The organism is Pseudofulvimonas gallinarii (assembly GCF_004343305.1).
Lineage (GTDB): Bacteria > Pseudomonadota > Gammaproteobacteria > Xanthomonadales > UBA2363 > Pseudofulvimonas > Pseudofulvimonas gallinarii.
The window spans coordinates 213,287-231,104 of record NZ_SMAF01000003.1; the positions used below are offsets into that span (position 1 = coordinate 213,287).

Annotated in this window: 14 protein-coding genes; 7 read left to right on the forward strand and 7 right to left on the reverse strand. The window is 61.8% G+C overall.

The window, feature by feature from the left end; genetic code table 11:
• Nucleotides 1-161 precede the first annotated feature (161 nt).
• The 3 genes from EDC25_RS03810 to EDC25_RS15125 all read left to right on the forward strand — a co-directional run bounded on the left by EDC25_RS03810 (nucleotide 162) and on the right by EDC25_RS15125 (nucleotide 4,377).
• On the forward strand, nucleotides 162-2,021 hold the full coding sequence (locus EDC25_RS03810; RefSeq protein ID WP_132577247.1) for a hypothetical protein: 1,860 nt from the start codon (nucleotides 162-164) through the stop codon (nucleotides 2,019-2,021).
• A gap of 52 nt (nucleotides 2,022-2,073) precedes the next feature.
• Nucleotides 2,074-3,939 carry a glycosyltransferase family protein gene (locus EDC25_RS03815; protein WP_123522449.1) on the forward strand — a complete coding sequence of 622 codons (1,866 nt, stop codon included), beginning with the start codon at nucleotides 2,074-2,076 and terminating at the stop codon, nucleotides 3,937-3,939.
• A 75-nt stretch (nucleotides 3,940-4,014) separates the two neighbouring features.
• Complete coding sequence (locus EDC25_RS15125) at nucleotides 4,015-4,377, forward strand: prepilin-type N-terminal cleavage/methylation domain-containing protein (RefSeq protein WP_123522450.1); 363 nt, start codon at nucleotides 4,015-4,017, stop codon at nucleotides 4,375-4,377.
• A gap of 14 nt (nucleotides 4,378-4,391) precedes the next feature.
• On the opposite strand, the gene EDC25_RS03825 is transcribed toward EDC25_RS15125, so the two are convergent.
• Nucleotides 4,392-6,761, reverse strand: coding sequence for a spermidine synthase (locus EDC25_RS03825; RefSeq protein ID WP_207905698.1), 2,370 nt, complete (start codon nucleotides 6,759-6,761; stop codon nucleotides 4,392-4,394).
• Between the two features lie 30 nt (nucleotides 6,762-6,791).
• On the opposite strand from EDC25_RS03825, the gene EDC25_RS14880 reads away from it, so the two are divergent.
• The gene (locus tag EDC25_RS14880) at nucleotides 6,792-7,421 is read left to right on the forward strand and encodes a hypothetical protein (protein WP_207905699.1); all 630 of its coding nucleotides are present in this window, start codon (nucleotides 6,792-6,794) and stop codon (nucleotides 7,419-7,421) included.
• Nucleotides 7,422-7,526: 105 nt separating this feature from the next.
• On the opposite strand, the gene EDC25_RS03830 is transcribed toward EDC25_RS14880, so the two are convergent.
• Genes EDC25_RS03830 through EDC25_RS03850 form a run of 5 tightly spaced genes read right to left on the reverse strand, consistent with a single transcriptional unit; the run spans nucleotide 7,527 to nucleotide 12,176 of the window.
• On the reverse strand, nucleotides 7,527-8,714 hold the full coding sequence (locus tag EDC25_RS03830) for a glycosyltransferase (RefSeq protein ID WP_123522452.1): 1,188 nt from the start codon (nucleotides 8,712-8,714) through the stop codon (nucleotides 7,527-7,529).
• The gene (locus tag EDC25_RS03835) at nucleotides 8,707-9,546 is read right to left on the reverse strand and encodes a class I SAM-dependent methyltransferase (protein ID WP_123522453.1); all 840 of its coding nucleotides are present in this window, start codon (nucleotides 9,544-9,546) and stop codon (nucleotides 8,707-8,709) included. The genes EDC25_RS03830 and EDC25_RS03835 overlap by 8 nt, the downstream gene beginning before the upstream one ends.
• Complete coding sequence (locus EDC25_RS03840) at nucleotides 9,543-10,490, reverse strand: lysylphosphatidylglycerol synthase domain-containing protein (RefSeq protein ID WP_164484082.1); 948 nt, start codon at nucleotides 10,488-10,490, stop codon at nucleotides 9,543-9,545. The genes EDC25_RS03835 and EDC25_RS03840 overlap by 4 nt, the downstream gene beginning before the upstream one ends.
• Complete coding sequence (locus EDC25_RS03845) at nucleotides 10,487-11,305, reverse strand: class I SAM-dependent methyltransferase (protein ID WP_123522455.1); 819 nt, start codon at nucleotides 11,303-11,305, stop codon at nucleotides 10,487-10,489. Before EDC25_RS03845 ends, EDC25_RS03840 begins: the two co-directional genes overlap by 4 nt.
• The gene (locus tag EDC25_RS03850) at nucleotides 11,298-12,176 is read right to left on the reverse strand and encodes a glycosyltransferase family 2 protein (RefSeq protein WP_123522456.1); all 879 of its coding nucleotides are present in this window, start codon (nucleotides 12,174-12,176) and stop codon (nucleotides 11,298-11,300) included. The genes EDC25_RS03845 and EDC25_RS03850 overlap by 8 nt, the downstream gene beginning before the upstream one ends.
• Before the next feature lie 179 nt (nucleotides 12,177-12,355).
• On the opposite strand from EDC25_RS03850, the gene EDC25_RS03855 reads away from it, so the two are divergent.
• Both EDC25_RS03855 and EDC25_RS03860 read left to right on the forward strand, forming a co-directional pair.
• Nucleotides 12,356-13,594: a type II secretion system F family protein gene (locus EDC25_RS03855; protein WP_243695097.1), complete on the forward strand. Its 1,239-nt coding sequence runs from the start codon at nucleotides 12,356-12,358 to the stop codon at nucleotides 13,592-13,594.
• Nucleotides 13,595-13,939: 345 nt separating this feature from the next.
• Complete coding sequence (locus EDC25_RS03860) at nucleotides 13,940-15,448, forward strand: hypothetical protein (protein WP_123522457.1); 1,509 nt, start codon at nucleotides 13,940-13,942, stop codon at nucleotides 15,446-15,448.
• Nucleotides 15,449-15,606: 158 nt separating this feature from the next.
• On the opposite strand, the gene EDC25_RS03865 is transcribed toward EDC25_RS03860, so the two are convergent.
• Nucleotides 15,607-17,421, reverse strand: coding sequence for a hypothetical protein (locus EDC25_RS03865; RefSeq protein WP_132577248.1), 1,815 nt, complete (start codon nucleotides 17,419-17,421; stop codon nucleotides 15,607-15,609).
• Between the two features lie 94 nt (nucleotides 17,422-17,515).
• Between EDC25_RS03865 and tnpA the strand changes: the two genes are divergently transcribed.
• The coding region (gene tnpA / locus EDC25_RS14885) for an IS66 family insertion sequence element accessory protein TnpA (RefSeq protein WP_132577249.1) at nucleotides 17,516-17,818 on the forward strand (303 nt) is incomplete at its 3' end.

Below are 17,818 nucleotides of genomic sequence, written 5' to 3' on the forward strand. Positions count from 1 at the left end.
CTTAGCGAAAAGCGCCGAAAGGCGCTTTTCGTGTTTATGGGGACAGTTTGCGGGCGGCACCCTCACGCCGAAGCCATCGCAAGACTTTTTCGAATGAATGGGCGAGGTCGCATTCCGTGAAGTCCCAACCTGCCGGCGCCGATTCCAATAGCCGGACTGCCGTGCGTTCCTTTGCGGTCTTCAGTGTCCTGATTGCGCTGCTGGCAGGGCTGCCTTTCACGGCAGGGCTGCCGGGTGAATTCGTCTTCGACGATATTCCCAACATTGTCAACAACACCTCCATCCATTTGACCGAGCTGAACATGGCGGCGGTCACCGAGGTGCTCGCGACGCCGCAGGTGTCTGGAAGTCTGCGCTCGCTGCCGACGCTCACCTTTGCGTTGGATTACTGGCGGGCCGGCGGTGCCGATCCCGCCGCCTTCAAGACCACCAACATCGTGATCCATGTGCTCTCCGTGTTGGTCCTGGCCTGGTTCTTCAGGCGCGTCTTCCAGCTCGCAGGTGTTCGGTCCGTTCCAGGGGGCTGGTGGGCCCTGGGCCTGGCCTTCGCATGGGCCGTCCATCCGCTTCAGGTGTCGGCGGTGCTTTACGCCGTCCAGCGACTCCAGACCATGGGCACGCTGTTCCTGCTGCTTGCGCTGGTGGCCTACCTCCAGGCACGCCATGCGCAGATCGAGGGCCGTTCGGGACGGACCGGACTTCTATGCGCGGTGTTGCTCTGGGCATTGGCCATGGGCTGCAAGGAGGACTCGATCCTGCTGCCGGCCTATACGCTGGCGCTGGAACTGACCGTGTTGCGTTTTGCCGCCATGGATTCGCGGCTGCAGGCCGTACTGCGCCGGGGATACCTTATTGCGGCACTTACTGGAACAGCGGTCTTTCTCCTGTGGGTCATTCCCGCCCACTGGCATTGGGACGCCTACCCCGGACGGGACTTCTCGACCCTTGAGCGTCTGCTGACACAGGGGCGCGTCCTCTGGTTGTACCTGTGGCAGATCCTGTTTCCACTGCCCTCGCACATGCCGTTCCATTACGACTGGCTCGAACCGTCGCGCGGCCTTTTTCAGCCGTGGTCGACGCTGCCGGCGCTCGTCGGCGTGGCGGCGCTGCTCGTCCTTGCCTGGTCGCAAAGCCATGTCCGTCCGCTGCTGGCACTGGGCCTGTTCCTGTTCTTCGCTGCGCACTTCGTCGCCAGCAATGTCATCGGACTGGAACTGGCCTACGAGCATCGCAACCATTTCGCGCTGGTCGGGGCGATGCTGGCAGTCGGCAGCGTCGCGATGCAATGCCCCTATGCGCGCCCACGGCCCGCGCTGCAGGCCTTGCTCGGCCTGCTCGTACTGGCCGCGCTGGCGGCAGCGACCGTGCAGCGTGCGCATGCCTGGCGCAGCAATGAGACACTGGCACAGGCCAGTACCGCCGCGGCGCCGCGATCGCCCCGGGCATGGATCGAACTGTGCAACGCGCAACTCCTGGCGGGTGGTCCGATATCGAGGGACAACACCCGATTGGACGAGGCGATCACCGCCTGCACGGCCGGGGCCGATTCGAATCCGGAGACGCTGAACTGCCTGGCCCTTCTGGTCGTGTTGAAAACGCTTCGTGGCGACATCGAGGCCCGGGACTGGGATCGTTTCCAGCAGCGGCTGGCCACGGTCCGGATGAGCTGGGACAACATCCGTGCGCCGCTGATCCTGACGCACTATGCCGGTCAAGGTGTCGGTCTGGACAAGGCGCGCGTTCTGACCGCGCTGGCGACGCTGGACCGGCGCGTGACACTACAACCTCACACGCTGGTGTCGATCGGGGAGGCGATCCTGCGTGTCCTGCAGGAACCCGATCTGGCCGTGCCCTATTTTGTCAAAGCGCTCCAGCGCGTGCCGCCGGGGGATCCCTATGTCCGGCAGCTGATGGCGGAGCTGACCGCCAAGGGACGCCCCGATCTCGCTGGCGTGATCGAAAGCGCGGATGCGGCGCCCCGGGACCTCGTGCCTGCGCCAGCGACCGGTGACGGGCGCTGAGCCGCCTCCTGCCGTTCTGGATGTGCCAGGAAATCGAACTCAAACAAGCCGGATGATCATGAACATCACGCACAGACGATTCCTCTTGCTGGCGACCATCGTCGCCCTTCTTGGCGCCGGGGTATTCAGCCTGGGACTGGGCGGCCCCTTTGTGCTTGACGACGCGCACACCATTGTCGAAAACGCGGGCGTCCATATGGAGTCGCTGGATCGCGACTCCCTGCTCGATGCCGCCGCGAGTTTCTATGCGGGCAAAGGGACGCGGCCATTGCCCATGCTGACGTTCGGCCTGGATTACTGGCGTCACGGCAGCCTGGACGCGCGCACCTACAAGATGACGAACCTGTTCATCCATGCCTTGACGACGCTGCTGCTTGCACTGTTCGTCCGCCGGCTGCTGCGGCTGGCCGACTGGCCCGCACAGCGGGCGGCGCTGGCAGCGCTCGCGGTGGCGCTGGTCTGGGCGGTCCATCCCTTGCAGGTGTCCAGTGTGCTGTACGTGGTGCAGCGGATGCAGACGATGGCCGCCCTGTTCCTCGTGCTCGCGCTGTGGGCGTATCTCGGTCTGCGTCGGGCGGAGATGGAAGATCGCCCGGGCTGGCGCTATGGCGTGCTGGCGCTGGTGAGCTGGGTGCTGGCACTGGCAAGCAAGGAAGACGCGATCCTGCTTCCCGTCTACGCGCTGGTGCTTGAACTGACCGTGCTGCGCTTCCGGGTCTCCCGTCCCGAACGTGAGCGGGGATTGCGCAGGAGCTGGCTTGCCGCCGCGCTCGTCGGGGTTGCCGTGTTCCTGTTCTGGGCCTTGCCGCACTACTGGAGCAGCGAGGCCTATCCGGGCCGTGATTTCAACAGCATGGAGCGGCTGCTGACGCAAGCACGGGTGCTGGTGATGCACCTGGGACAGGTCCTGCTGCCCTTGCCCAGCCTGATGCCCTTCAACTACGACGATTTCGAGGTGTCGCGGGGCCTGCTGCAGCCCGTTACCACCTTGCTGGCGCTGCTCGCTTTGACTGCCGTGCTGGTCTGGGCCTGGCTCTGGCGCCGGCGCAGGCCGGTCTTCGCCTGCGGCGTGCTGTTCTTCTTTGCCGGGCATGTGTTGACCAGCAACGTGATCGCCCTGGAACTGGTGTTCGAACATCGTAATCACCTCCCGCTGGTCGGGGCGGTGCTGGCACTGGTCGACCTGTTCTGGCTCGCCTGCCAACGCTGGCAGGCGCCCCAACGTTGGAGCGCGGTCGGGGCGGGCGCTTTGCTGCTGCTGGTGACCGTGGCAGGCGGCGCGCGCGCACATCTCTGGGGAGATGCGGCCCGGTTCGCCGAACACAACGTCGACATCGCACCGGATTCTCCCCGTGCCTGCCTGACCCTGGGGGGCGTCTATTTCGACCTTGCCGGACGCAAGAACAGTCGCGGCAGCCCCTATCTGGATCGGGCCATCGAGGCCGTAGAGGACTGTGCGCAGCGGACAGGGTCGGCCTCGGCCTATTCCAACATTGTGATCTACAAGACAATCCAGGGCACCGTCACGCCGGAAGACTGGCAGCGCCTGCTCCAGCGTCTGGAAGAGGTCCCCATGCTGCCCGCGAACAAGAACATCCTCTGGACAACCTTCGCGAATGTCCGGGCCGAAATCGGACTGGAAGAAGCGCAGGTCATGCGTGTGCTGGACGTCATCGTGCGGCGCGCCCAATTGCAGCCCGCCGAATACTTGCGCATCGGTGCGTTCCTGTACCTGTCGACATCCCAACCCGACGCAGCGCTGCCCTATTTCGTCCGCGGCGCAGAAATGTTGCCGACTGGCGACAGAAGTGTCGTGAATCTGCGAAACGAGTTTCGTGCGGTCGGCCGCGACGATTGGGCGCGCGCATTGGAGAAGGCCAACCGCATGGATTCCACACCCGGCTCGCGCGGACTGTGATGGCGATCACCTGGACGCCTGCCGAATGGCCTAATACTTGCAGAGCAATGCGCAGGGGATAACGGGAGAGTTTCCATGAAAAGACGGATCACGGGATTCACGTTGATCGAATTGATGATCGTGGTGGCGATCATCGCATTGCTGGCCGCAATTGCTCTGCCTGCCTACCGCGATTACCTGCAGCGCTCTGCCAACGCCGCCTGTCTGGGTGAAGCCAACGCATTCATGCACACCGCTGCCGCCGACATGGCCGACGGGCGGGACAGCACGGTGTTTGTCGGGTCAGCCTGCGCATCGGGGCCGCCGGCGCGGTTGACGCCGCCCGACTGGAATGCCAATACCCAGGTCCTGTTTACGCCACAATCCCGCGGGACCGCCGCATTGTTGAAAACCTCGACGTGCGGTGCCGGCACGGGCGCCTGTTCTTTGAATCCCTGAGACGACGTTTCCTCTCAGGGACTTAGCGCGAAGGTGCTGCAGCCGTCCCGTCCCGGCGCTGCAGCGCCCATCGGGTCGGCGGGCCCGCTGCCAGCGAGTGCGCGCAACAGGGCGCGCACGCTGGGCTGGTAGCTGGAGGGCGGCACCTGGGCACCGAAGCGCGCTTCAAGTGTGCACAGGCCTGTCCAGTCAGCTGTCGCTGCTGCCGCCGACATCGCGCCGATCAGCGCGGTCTCGTCCATGGCAGATGATGTTTCAAGGTCGCTGCCGTTGTTGCGCTGGGAGAGCCACGCCTCGCCGGCCTGGCGCATTGCCAATGGATCCCGCGCGGACGTGCTTTCGACAACCGCCATCGCAAGGTCGAATTGCGGGCTGTGTGCGCGACAGGTCGAAATGTCGGACTGGCTCCACAGTTCTGCAAGGGGTGCCGGCGGAAGGTGCGGAATCATCGCTTCCGCGATCTCGACCAGGCGGGCCTCCAGATCGGACAACGCCATGCCGTCGATGGGACATTCGGCGACCAGCGTCAGGAATTGCCCGAGGCGAGCGCGGTCATCCGGTGTCAACGCCGCGCCCGCTGCATGGCCCTTCAGTACCTGTGCGTGATGCCGCGCCCGGACCGCGCGCTGATCGGCCACGAACAGGTCCGGAAGTGGCAAATCAACATCCAGCGGCAGCGACTGTCGGATTCCGAGCAGTTCCAGGACAGGCTGCCTGAGAACGGGAAGACCGGTAAACCCACCCGCAGCACGTCGCATGAAGCGCGTGCGCGGGGCTTCCAGGCTCAGCAGCGGGTAATAGTCCGAATTTGCAGGCGCACCATACAACTGGCCCATCGCCCGCAACAGACGCGCGTCCGCGACTTTTCGATAGGCCAGTTGCTCCGGCCGGGTAATGCCCAGATAGGCCAGCTCCGAACCCAGTACGCCCTGTAGGACGCGCTCGTAGTCGATCGACGGCAATGCGGGCCCGGGCGTCGCGATGATGATGAGATCAACTCCATTGCTCAGCCAGGCCGCGTAATCGCCAAATGCCGGCGTCAGGGCGTTGAGCACGGAACTCACCAGACGATCATCGACCTCATAAAGCTGAACCCACTGGACGAACAAGCCGTCGGCCTTCAATTGCTGCGGTATGAACTCATAGAATTCCGTTGAGAACAGTGCGCCGACACCACTGACCCAAGGGTTGGATGGCTCCGAAATGATGATGTCGTATTGCCGCCCTCGGCTGGCGAACCAGGCCTTGGCGTCATCGATCACGATGGCCGACCGTGGGTCGCCGTAGGCACGATGAACGCGCGGCATGAACAGCGATGCGCCCTGCACCATCGCTTCCTCGATCTCCACGGTTTCCACGCGCTGGACACGCGGATCACCAAGACTTGTGTGCGTGGTGAGGCCGGATCCGAATCCGATGATGCCGATCTGTTCGGGCGCAGGATGCATGGCCAGTGGCAACGCCGCGGCAAGAATCATGGTCAGCTCGTCACTGGGCGGCGCCTGGTCAGGTGAAAGCGTCAACCCCGCATCGATCTTGCCGTTCGTGGCGATGCCGGCGCGGCCATCGGGCGTGGCGATCACCGACACGCTGGCCGTTTTGCCATCCCGATAGAACACCACCCGGTTGGACGGATCGAGTTCGGACTTGCCGTGACGGAACACGCCGGACGCCAGACGCATCGGATCGAACTGGACCTGCGTGATGGCCACTCCGAGGGCGAGGAACACCACCGCTGCCGCCGCCGCGAGGCGCATCAGCGCCGGTCGCGTATCAACACAGTGCCGCAGCAGTACCAGGCCGATGCCCATGTCGACCAGTGCACCCACGCAAAGCGCCAGTTTCAGGCCGAGCATCGGAATGAGCAGATGGATCGCGGCGACCACGCCGACAATCGAGCCCATGGTGTTCCAGGCGTAAACCCGGCCGATGGAGCGCTCGCCGAAGCCCGCGCGCAACAGCACCACCGTGAACAGCGGCAGTGTCGTACCGGCGAAGAAGGCGGCAGGCAGCATGATGGCAATGGCGATTGCGCCCGTGCCCAGGTTGAACAGCGCGTAGCCGCCTTCACTGGGTGAAAGCGCACCCAGCAGCCAACCGACCCACTCGAAGGCATTCGCGTAAAGCACCAGTGAGGCAAGGGCGGCCAGTCCCATCGCAATCTGCATCCAGCCGGCGAGGCGCAACGGCAATGGCGAGCGATCCGCGCGCTTGCGGATCCACAGACCACCCAGTGCAATGCCGGCAATGAACGAGGCCAGCATCAGCTCGAAGGCATGCTGCGTGCTGCCGACAGCCAGGCCCAGCATCCGGATCCAGACAATTTCATAAACGAACGATGCGGCGCCAGAAATGGCGGTTGCGAACAGCACCAGGCGCAGCATGCGCAGGGAACCCGGGTCGGCTGCCGCCTGATGCGACACCGGCGCCGGCGCGGTTTCCGGGGCTCGCGCCAGCCACCAGGCAAGGGCCGCGACCAGCAGGTTGAGCAGGCCGGCGCTGATCGACGTACCCGGAAGGCCCACCGCCGGGATCAGGACGAAGACGCTGGCCAGCGCGCCGATGGCCGCGCCGATGCTGTTGGTAAAGTACAGGCCGCCCAGCAATCCCCCTTCCTGGCCCGGGAAGCGGCGGATCAATCCGCCACTCATCAGCGGAAAAGTCATGCCCAGCAGGATCGTCTGCGGCAGGATCAACAAGGCGGCGACGAGCCACTTGATCACGGAAGCCATCGCTGCCGAGCCGGCAAGCGGAATCAGGACGTCGTAGCCCAGGCCGACTGTATGGGTGAACACCGTATGGAAGCCGATGCCCAGAACGCCGATCACCAGCTCGACGATGGCATAGCCGCGCAGCAGGTTCCGCCAGCCGGTACCGACTTTGGCAATCCAGGCCGCACCGATCGCCATGCCGCCCATGAACAGCGCAAGCACCAGCGCCTGCGCATAGGCGGCATGGCCCAAGAACAGGCCGAGGTAATGCGACCAGACCGACTGGTAGATCAGACCGGCGAAGCCGGACAGGACGAAGATGGCCAGCAGTAAGTGCCGCTGCACGTGTTTCCCGTCGGTCATGGGTGTTCCTTCGATATTCCCCTATGCGCATCATGATTGCGGCTGCGCATCCGGGGCAAGGACAATCTGCTTCGCCTATGCGCCGTCAGAGGATGGGCGTTCTGCGGGCAGTGTCGCCAGGACTTCCCGCCACCTGCGAAGGAAAGGCTCGGCACCGAGCCACTGCAGGTAATAGCCGCGGCCGGCTTCGCCTGACCTCTTGACGAGATCCGCATCCTGGGCCAGGGCGGTAAGGTGTTCCGCTATGAGCTGGGGGTCAGGCGCGCAGGTCGAAAACGGCGGCGCCGGCACGCCCTCGGGAAGGGAATACTGGTCCTGGGTGACGACAGCGCGTCCGGCAGCGAGCGCCAGATACAGCTTGAAAGGGAGTACGCGCGCCGCCTTGTTCGGCCCACCGAACACACCAAGACAGACGTCACACCCGGCCAGTTGTTCGACGATGCGTCGATGGTCGATCCAACCCCGCTCCCAGGTGATCCTGACATCGCCGATTGTCAGAAGCGTCTCGACCTTGTCCGCGTCCTGCCCGTCGCCGATGAAGTGGAAGTGGATCCCGGCCGCCGGGGCAACGGTCCTGACCGCCGCGACGAGAACGTCGATGCCATGCAGCGGCACGAAGGTTCCGATGTAAAGGACGCGGAGTGCGCCGTTGACCCTGCGCGGCGGCACATCCAGCAGCGGGGTGTCTTCGATTGCAAGGGGTATCGCGAAAACAGCGTCGGCATCCAGGCGGAATTCGGCGATCATCCACCTGCGGTTCTCGACGGTGTCAACGAGAACGGCGTTCGCGGTTCGAAGCGCGCGCCCCTCGAACATTCGCAGCAAGCGCCCGACGAATCCGCCCGACCCCATCAATGCGCGGTCCCTCGCTGCGGAGTCCCAGATCGAAATATAGGCATCAGCGACAAGCGTCGGACGCCAACGTCGCGGAACCCAGGACAGCCACCACAAAAGGAACGGTGCCGGATACGGGACATAGGTCACCCGCGGATCCTGGCGATTGATCCTGCACACCCGTAGCGCCGCCCTTGCGCCACCATGGAGAAGTCGCCAGTACACCCTGAGTTTTGACAGCGCGCCGCCACGTGCCGCTTTCCAGAGTTGGAACCCCGCAGGCAACCAGTCGACGCGATCGTCAATGTCGACCCCGACTGCACGAAGGCGACGGATGGTGTTGACGGCATTCGGATAGCCACTGCCATGAACACCGATGCCCGCGCAACGCAAAGGAGGCAGGCCCGACGACCCGCGCGGCTCAGGCATCGCCTGAATCCGGTTTTCGAGCCACCAGTACCAGGTTCAGTGGATTGGGTACATCCGGCGCGATCATCAGTGCTGTTTCATCGAAGTCGAAATCCATCGGGGCCGTCGCGTCTGCGGCCTTGACGGCCTTGCCCTGTCCCCGGATGCGGTGAACGGCATCCAGAGCCCAGCGCCGGAAACTTTCCGGCAGAAACGGCAGCGTCACGGGTAGCAGCAGCCATTTGGCGACGCGATATCGTCGCGTTTCCACCTGTGCGATGTGGTCGGGCGCGCCCATGCGCAGAACCGAACGTACCTGCAGCCACGGCGTCACGACACGCCGCAGCGCGGCCGCGGAATACTCGCGAAGGTGCCAGCGATTCCAGGGCTTCTGGAACGGCAGCAGGCGTAGCCGGCGGTCCGGCGTGACGATTATCATGTGGCCGCCCGGTTTCAGCACCCGGCGCGCCTCGCGCAGGTAGCCGGCTTCATCTGCGACGTGTTCGATCACCTGGAACGACAGCACCACATCGAAGGTCTCGTCGGCAAAGGGCAGGGCGCTGCCAGCATGGATCTGGCGGAACGACAGGTTCGGTGCGCGGTACCGTTCGGAGGCGAACTCGATGGCTTCACGGGAGATATCAACGGCGACGATCGACTCCGCCGTCCCGGCGAGGGATGCCGCCCCGTAGCCGCTGCCGCAGCCGAGGTCGAGAACGCGCTTTCCGGCGCAATAGTCGCGGGCGAACCGGTAACTGGCGATATGCATGAGGTAGATGACATATCCACCCAGGCTGTTCCAATAGGCGTCTTCAATGACCCGCTCTCCGGATGGCTCCAGTTCGTACGTCATCGCGCGATTCTCCGCGTCAGGCTTAGCCACAACGACCCCAATAAAAAGTTGATTACATCGCCCAGCATTGTTGTGGCTCTGGCGAGCAGAACGAATGCCAGTAGTTCACCGTCACTGCCCACTCCTGCAAGCAGCACGATCAGGATGCCTTCCCGAACGCCAAGGCCTGCGGGCGCACCCGGCGCCAAAAATCCAAGCAGCCACGACAGGGCGAACGCGGCGGTGATGAGCGGCAGATCCAGGGCGGCGGGCAGTTCGGCGGAACGGGCCAGGAGCCAAAGCCCCGAGCCGATCAGAAGGTAATTGAATGCGTAGGCGGCGAGCGCAGGCAACGCGATGCGCGCGCCCGGCAGGCCGCCTGCCTTGCCCAGCAGGCGCATTGCCCTCGTCGGACTGGTAGCCAGGCGAGCAGGCGACAGATGGACAGTGCTGAGGAAAAGAACGGAAAGCAGCAGAATCGGAACGACCCAGGCCAGGACGGGTCGCACGCCATCGGGAAGCTGCGCGAGGCCGGGTTCCGACGCGGCAAGCATCGACACACCGACGATCAGGCTTGCTGCAACGGCCAGCACGGTTTCCTGCAACACGGTAATGGCAACGGACTTGCCTGCCATCCCTTCACGCATGGCCAGGCCTGCCCTGCCGGCATGCTGGGCGATGTTTCCAGGCAGGTATTTCGCCAGTTGCGTGACAGCCAGCACCGCGGTCAGCCATGACACGGGCCACGACTCACCCTGCGCGGCGAGGAGCCGTGCCCATGCCCATCCTGTGACCGGAATGATGGCAGCGTAAGCCAGCGCCGCGACGATCAGGGTTCCGATTACGGGTGGGGTGAGCAGTTCGTGCAGTACGCGTATGTCCAGATTGCTGGACGCGAACCAGAGGAAGTAGCCCACCAGCGCGGCAGCGACAAGGTAGCCGGCAATTCGCTGGAACCGCTTCACGGACGACGTGCCAGAGTCAGATAGCCGCTGCCCAGATTGGTGCGACTGGTCAGCGCCTGGATAGCCATGGCAGCGCGCAAGAGACTGCGGCCGGCAAACGAATCCATCTTCTGGAACAGACGCATGTATTCGGCGCGGTCGACACCACTCAAGGAGGACGCTTCTTCCTTCGCGAGCGTTCGCTCGCGTTCGCCGAGCAGGCGACGATAGGTGCGGTTGCCCATCGCTTCCGTAATATTGGCGAGCGGGAAACCGTAGCATTCGAAATGCTGGATCAGAAGGCCTCGATCCATCAACAGGGCCTTGAACGACTCGCGGTCGTATCGGCGGTAGTGGCCCGCCCACTCATCGCCGGCACCCCATCGGCTTGAATGCGCCGGAACGCTGAGGCAGAGCTGCCCGCCTGGGCGGAGCCAGGACAGCCACTGGTCCAGCGCTTGGCCGTCGTCTTCAATGTGTTCGAGAACGTCAAATGCGCAGACGATGTCGAATCGATCGGTCCATTGCGCATCCGGCGCTGCGACGACGTTCTGCCGGCCTTTGCCGACTTGGGCAATGGAAATGGCCATCTCCCGGGCGGCAGCGGAGGTTTCCAGGCCGGTAACCTGATGGCCGCCTTGCGCAAAGTCGTGCAGCAGGGCGCCGCTACCGCATCCGACTTCGAGCAGTTCACCTGGAGGGGTTCGGCGCAACAAGCGCAAGACCCGCCGGCGACGCAACAAGTAGCGGATCGGTGGCACCCAGCCCTGCGCAGGCGCCACCGCACCGAACAACGGCGACCATCGGAAAGGCGATGAACCGCTTTCTTCAGTCATCGCCCGGGAGACGCTGGACTCCGGCAGACCGGTTATAAGTCAGCGAAGTGATCTGCTCGGAAATCAGTCCGATCAGGAAGATGATCACCGCCGCACTGAACAGCAGCATGCTCATGTTCGTGAAGCGGCCCATGGTGCTGTAGGTCCAGACGTAGTAGCCCAGTCCGGTGCCGAAGAACGCCAGGCTGGCCGGCACGAACAGCTTCAGCGGGGAATACAGCGTGGCGATCTTGAAGATGATCAGCAGGAATCGGATGCCGTCACGCAGCGGCTTGATGTGGCTCTTGCCCAGGCGCCTGGCGACCGGAATGGGTTCATAGGCGACCGCATAGGCGCTGCGGAAGAACGCCATGGTGATGGTGGTCGGGTAGCTGAAACCGTTCGGCAGCAGGTGCAGGAACTCGCGGAACTTGTCGGCGCGCACGGCGCGGAAGCCGGAAGTCAGATCCTTGACCGGAAAGCCGGTCATCCGGCTGGCCAGCCAGTTGTAGAGGGTGTTCGCCAGTCCGCGGCTGACGCCGGCCTGGCCGGACCAGTCGCGGGCACCGACGACCATGTCGTAACCCTGGTCGAGGCGACCCAGCAATGTGGCGATGCTGGCCGGATCATGCTGCCCGTCGGCGTCCATGAATACCAGGACTTCGCCGCTGGCGGCGCGGGCGCCACGCTTGATGGCGGCGCCGTTGCCCATGGAGTAGGGGCTGGCCAGGACCTTGGCGCCATGTTGATGGGCAACGGCGCCGGTACCGTCCGTGGAGCCATCGTCCACCACGATTAATTCTGCCTCAGGGTACAGCTGCCGGAGGTTTGGCAGGACTTTTGCCAGGCCGGCGGCCTCGTTCTTGGCCGGCAAAATGATGGACAGCTTCATCCCGTCTCCCAGATCGGCAATCCAAGGCCGTAGACCCGGCCCCAAGTCGAACGATTCTCCCATACCGATCCGGCACTTAGCCATGCGTGATTGCCGTCACGCTGTCGGATCGCTTGCTAAATCCTTGGCCCTGCAGTAGTAATACGCCGATTCATGGCGTCTGTTTAGGGGGACGGCCCGTGGCAGTTGCAACGCAAAGAGCGCAAGACCTCAAGCTGCAGACCTTCATCTGGCAGGGGAAGGACAAGCGCGGCAAGGTCCTCAAGGGCGAAATAGAAGGCAAGGGCGAGGCCCTGGTCCGGGCGGATCTGCGCAAGCAGGGCCTGACTGGCATCGTCGTCCGCAAGAAGCCGAAGGCGCTGTTTGGCGGTTCCGGCAAGCCTGTCAAGGCGCGCGATATCGCTTTCTTCTCCCGACAGATCGCCACCATGATGTCCTCCGGCGTGCCGCTGGTGCAGAGCCTGCACATCCTGTCGGCCGGCCAGAAGAATCCGAAGTTCCGCAAGCTGGTAGACAATATCCAGACCGAGGTGGAGGGCGGTTCTGCGCTGCATGAAGCGCTAGCCAAGCATCCGGTCCAGTTCGACGAGCTGTATGTAAGCCTGGTCAAGGCCGGCGAAAGCGCCGGTGTGCTCGACACCGTGCTGGCGACCATCGCCGACTACAAGGAACGCATGGAGTCCATCAAGGGCAAGATCAAGAAGGCCCTGATGTACCCGGCCATCGTGATCTTCATCTCGATGTTGATCACCGCCATGCTGCTGATCTACGTGATCCCGCAGTTCCAGGATGCGTTCCAGTCCTTCGGTGCCGATCTTCCGGGCTTCACCATGATGGTGATCAATGCTTCGGAATGGATGCAGTCTCATGGAATCTGGCTTCTCCTTGGATTTATCGCGGCGGTGGCTGGAATAGTCTTTGCAAAGAAGCGGTCTCGAAACTTTGCGCGAACTCTTGATCGACTGTTACTCCGAATCCCCATCGTCGGCCCGATCATGCACAAGGCGGCCTTGGCTCGATTCGCGCGCACACTTGCCATCACCTTCAGGGCGGGTGTGCCGCTCGTAGAAGCATTGGAATCCGTTGCTGGTGCGACTGGCAATATCATCTACTCCGATGCCACCAAGCAGATCATGAGCGACGTGTCCGTCGGTCACCCGCTGAACCTGGCCCTGCGTCAGTCGGGGCTGTTCCCGCACATGGTGGTGCAGATGGCGGCCATCGGCGAGGAAGCCGGTGCGCTGGACGCGATGATGGTGAAAGTGGCCGAGTTCTACGAGGAAGAGGTCAACAACGCTGTCGACACGCTGAGTACCGCACTGGAGCCGCTGATCATGGTGGTCATCGGTGGCATCGTCGGCACGATCGTTGTCGCGATGTACCTGCCGATCTTCAAGCTGGCGGCAACCATTGGTTGATCAGCGAGGGTTTTAGACAACGACCGTTACGCACGCGGGTGGCAGGCCTTGTACCAGCCACCCTTCGCGAGGTTCGTTCGATTGCCGGCGCTAATGGACGTCCGCCGTTGCGCATACCTAGGTGGGTTCGGATCGGTCGATCATCGTCCCAGCCTTGTCGAAACACCCCGGCAGAGGCATCGCTCAGACGAAGCGCGGGGGCGCGTCCGCCATTGTGGTGGGCCATAATATCGAGCGGCGCGCACCTTTAATCCCTTGGTCTCTCGAAATCGTAGCCATGACGGGAGCCCTCGCACCCGAGCAAGTCCGCTTAACGCACGGCTCAAACCTATAGGGGCAACAAGGATGGCGCTGCAGCGTAGGCCAGATTCAGGATTCTGGGAGCGGTTTCTGTTCATCCTGTTCGTGGCCGCCTCGATAATACCGATCTGGCTGCCGCACTATCTGCCGCTGGTCGATATTCCCCAGCATGCGGCTCAGGTCGCGAGTTTTAGAGAGCTGATTGCCGGAAACCCATTCTTAGCTGAGAACCTGACGGTCAACTGGTTTACCCCCTATTTGACCGGTTACCTGCTCTTATACGTCCTCAGCTCGATACTTCCCGTAGTTATCGCACTCAAGGTGCTGGTTTCGCTGGCTGTTGCCGGCGTGCCGATGGCGACCGGGCTACTGTTGCGCTCTCTCGGTGCAGATGTGCGTCTTCGGTGGCTTGCGATACCCGCGAGCTATAGCTTCGCTGTGTACTGGGGATTCCTGTCCTATATCGTCGCAGTTCCGCTAGCCATTCTGCTGATTGCTCTGACTGTCAGGTTTGAACGCTCACCATCCCTGCGGTTTGGACTTGCCGTTTCAGCTTTTGCGGCCTTCCTGTTCTTCAGTCACGTTGTTGCGTTCGGCTTTGCTTCGGCGGTGTCGGTCGCGTATCTGCTGGCGATGAACATAAGAAGGCCTCGTCGGTTCTTGGTTCTGACGACTCCATTTTTTATCGTATTACCGGTAGTCCTGGTGTGGCTCTTCCGCCTGCTTCAGAGTGAATCTGCAGTTCAGGCGTCCGGTATTGAGTGGGGATCCCTCTCCGAGCGGATGACAGTCTTGTTCGCCCAAGTCGCGGGCATGGATGGGAAGGGCTACTTGCTCTCCGTTCTTCTCTTGGGATGCGTGGCGCTTCTTCCCTACCTGTCTGGTTGCCGAATTTCAAGGCGGCCTGAACGTTGGGCTCCCTTACTAGTCGGTGTGACCATATTTGTTGCGTTCCCATCGGTTGCCCTTAACACCTATTTTCTACATCACCGCTTGGCGGTATTTCTGGTGCCGTTATGGCTGGTGATATGGGATCCACCGAGAAAGGCCAAGGTGTTTCCCTTGGTGATTGCAAGCTTTGCGATTGGGTCGTGGATAGCCTTCAATGTTTCGAGATTCAATGAGTTTTCGAGATTGTCCAATAGTTTCGAAAACGTCATGGAAAGTGCGGAGCCGGGAAAGAAAATGGCGGGCCTTTTGGTTTGCAACAGCGTTACCGTATTCGCCAATCCTGTCTTCCTGCACTTCGTTGCCTGGTATCAGGCAGAGAAAAAGGGCCTCGCGGACATGAGCTTCGCCACTACGCACCCAAGCCTGGTTCGATACCGCGACATGGATAAGGCCCGAGTCCGGGATCACGCGCTGTGGTACCCGCTCGAATTCGATTGGAAAGCACACGGTGGGGAAACGTACGATTACTATCTGGTGTGCGCTCCTGACGACCTGTTAAAGCAGATCTTTGGAGATCACTTTGACGCTCTCAACGTCAAGGCGGTAGACCGCCCGTGGTGGCTTTTTGCTCGCAAGGAGCGGAACAGTGGTGACAGCCAATAGCGAATGTCAACGCTGCTTCGCAGCGTCGCCAAGAATCGAAAACGCAATGCGAAACCAAGCGGATCTTGCGTATGCCTCTGATTGTCTTGGGCGCAACCCGACTGTAACTGCGGCTATGCCTGGCTGTTACATGACGCTGTCATATTGGCCTAATTGCTCTAAGGGTGGACTGTGACCGGGCCTTCTTCCATCGCGGTGCTGTAGATCCGTTCGCCATTGAGAATCCTCTCGAGCACTTCACGCACGCGTGCTCTGGTAGGCGGATACGTCATTAGCGACTCTGCTTGTTTTGCAGAAGCAGAAGCTTCTGCTGTGCGCCCAAGCAGGACTAGCGCCTCCGTCAAGATGACTTGGCCGAACGACAGATCCGGGTCTTGCTGCAGCGCCGCCTGGATCTTCATGGTTGCGCTGTCGATTTCGCCTTCTCTCATATCAAGATAGCCGTCGTATAGCAGATATAAGGCATGAGGCAATCGATCATCTTGTTGGTCGGCGTATGGACGAAGGCGGGCGTTTAACTGGTCGGCCAATCCAACATTTCCTTGGTTGACAGCCAAAAACATCCCGTTGACAAGGCATCTAGGGCAGTCCATCCCAGTTGCCAACACACGTGACACCTCGATCTCGGCTTCTACGTGATGACCTTGAGTGGTCAACTGATGAATGAGGTTGGACTTGACCATTCCACTATCCGGATGAACTTCTGACGCCCAGCGCCACAGCATGAGATCGTTGGACCAAAGCGGAATCGTTACACGAACGTTGAGGATCGCCCACGCAACCCACAAAGCTGCCAGCGCCGGCAATAACTTGCGAAGCAAATTTGCCTTGACCAGAAACGGCCGCCATTCGGCAAACGCCCCAGGGATAAGCGCAGCGGTGACGGCTATTGCACCGGTCGCATACCGCTCGTGATAGAGACTGCCATCAAAGTGCCCTACGACGAAGCCCAATGCTGGGAAAAGGTAGACGGTCGCAGCGATGACAATTGCGCCGGTAAATGCGAAGCGGCGGGTAAAAGCGAGGAGTCCGAAGCAACAAAGCGCCAGGCATGCCAGAAGCCTTGCTGCCATCACCCCATTGTCTTGTCCAAAAACCATCGTCTCTACAGGGTGCACGGGACTCAGTTCTACGGGGATCCCCAGGATGACCATCCAGTATCTGAGATAGACGAAAGAGATTTCGTCGGCTAGCTCACCCGTTGTCATTTGGTTGTCTTGCGCAGCTGCTCCGAGAAGGGACCCCATGACAGCCGTCCTCAGGACCAGATAGGCGATTCCTGTGAAGATCAACCCAACGTAAACCGGCCAGTTCTCGCGCACCAGCTTCGTCAGCCTTCGCAACAGTGCCTGGTTGCGATCACTGCGGAGCAGCCAGTCAAACAGGACCACCAGGACCGGGTAAAGGACGGCAGATTCCTTTGATAGTGCGCTGAAGAGGAAACACGTTGAAACGACGCCGGCTCTCATCCATCTGTTTGGGATCGAAAGTGAAAAAAGCAGCCCTAGCAGTGCGAAGAGCACCTGTACTTGATCAAACTGGCAGGATATCCACGCCACTGTTTCAACAAGCATTGGGTGTAACCCATAAAACACGCCGGCAAACAGTGGAAGCAGAATGCCGTCTTGCCCCTGGTGGAGATAGATGCGCCGAGCCAGGAGGACGACGAGCGTTACATTCATCAGCTGCAGCGCGAGGCTGACCAAATGAATGGGGCCGGGGACGCCATCAAATACGCGCGCCTGGGCAATGAAAAGCATGTCAACCAGTGGTCGGAAATAGAAGCGCCACTCCGAGTACTGATGGAATAGGAACTGCGACCATCCATCAGTGCTGTATAGCCAAGGGCGATGCACGAAAATGGCAAAGTCATCCCAGACAAGTCCTCCGTTTCGAACTGGCAGGTAGATCAAAAACACAAGCACCAGCACCGCGGCAAGTCCGACTATTGTTTTCGAGTTCTGGCTGTACATAAGTTGGTTCGTTCGTAAGCGTCTGCCGACGACACCTGTTTTCCCGGTCGCCAGCGGGGTTTGATGGGCACCCTCAATTCGATGGAGCCCCGTCATGCCCAGCAAGCGTACCCGATGGGCGGCCCATATGGCCGCCTGGCAATCCAGTGGCCTGAGCCAGTCGGCGTATTGCCGGCGGCATGCGTTGTCGTTGGCCAGCTTCGGCTACTGGCGTCGGCAATTGCGAACGGATCGGGATGGAGCCGGTTGCGCGGTGCCGGTTACGCGTTCGCTGGTGCCGATCCGGGTGGCGCCCGCCAGCATGACACCCGTGACGTCGTCGATGATGGAGGTCTGCCTCGGCAATGGCCTGCGTGTGCGCCTGGCGGGTGTGCCTGATCCATCGGATGTCGCGGCG

Coding starts and splice junctions, on each gene's coding strand:
- EDC25_RS03815 (WP_123522449.1), top strand. CDS start 2,074: ATGATCATGAACATCACGCACAGACGATTCCTCTTGCTGGCGACCATC.
- EDC25_RS15125 (WP_123522450.1), top strand. CDS start 4,015: ATGAAAAGACGGATCACGGGATTCACGTTGATCGAATTGATGATCGTG.
- EDC25_RS03825 (WP_207905698.1), bottom strand. CDS start 6,761: ATGCTGCGCCTGGTGCTGTTCGCAACCGCCATTTCTGGCGCCGCATCG.
- EDC25_RS14880 (WP_207905699.1), top strand. CDS start 6,792: ATGCGACACCGGCGCCGGCGCGGTTTCCGGGGCTCGCGCCAGCCACCA.
- EDC25_RS03830 (WP_123522452.1), bottom strand. CDS start 8,714: ATGCCTGAGCCGCGCGGGTCGTCGGGCCTGCCTCCTTTGCGTTGCGCG.
- EDC25_RS03835 (WP_123522453.1), bottom strand. CDS start 9,546: ATGACGTACGAACTGGAGCCATCCGGAGAGCGGGTCATTGAAGACGCC.
- EDC25_RS03845 (WP_123522455.1), bottom strand. CDS start 11,305: ATGACTGAAGAAAGCGGTTCATCGCCTTTCCGATGGTCGCCGTTGTTC.
- EDC25_RS03850 (WP_123522456.1), bottom strand. CDS start 12,176: ATGAAGCTGTCCATCATTTTGCCGGCCAAGAACGAGGCCGCCGGCCTG.
- EDC25_RS03860 (WP_123522457.1), top strand. CDS start 13,940: ATGGCGCTGCAGCGTAGGCCAGATTCAGGATTCTGGGAGCGGTTTCTG.
- EDC25_RS03865 (WP_132577248.1), bottom strand. CDS start 17,421: ATGTACAGCCAGAACTCGAAAACAATAGTCGGACTTGCCGCGGTGCTG.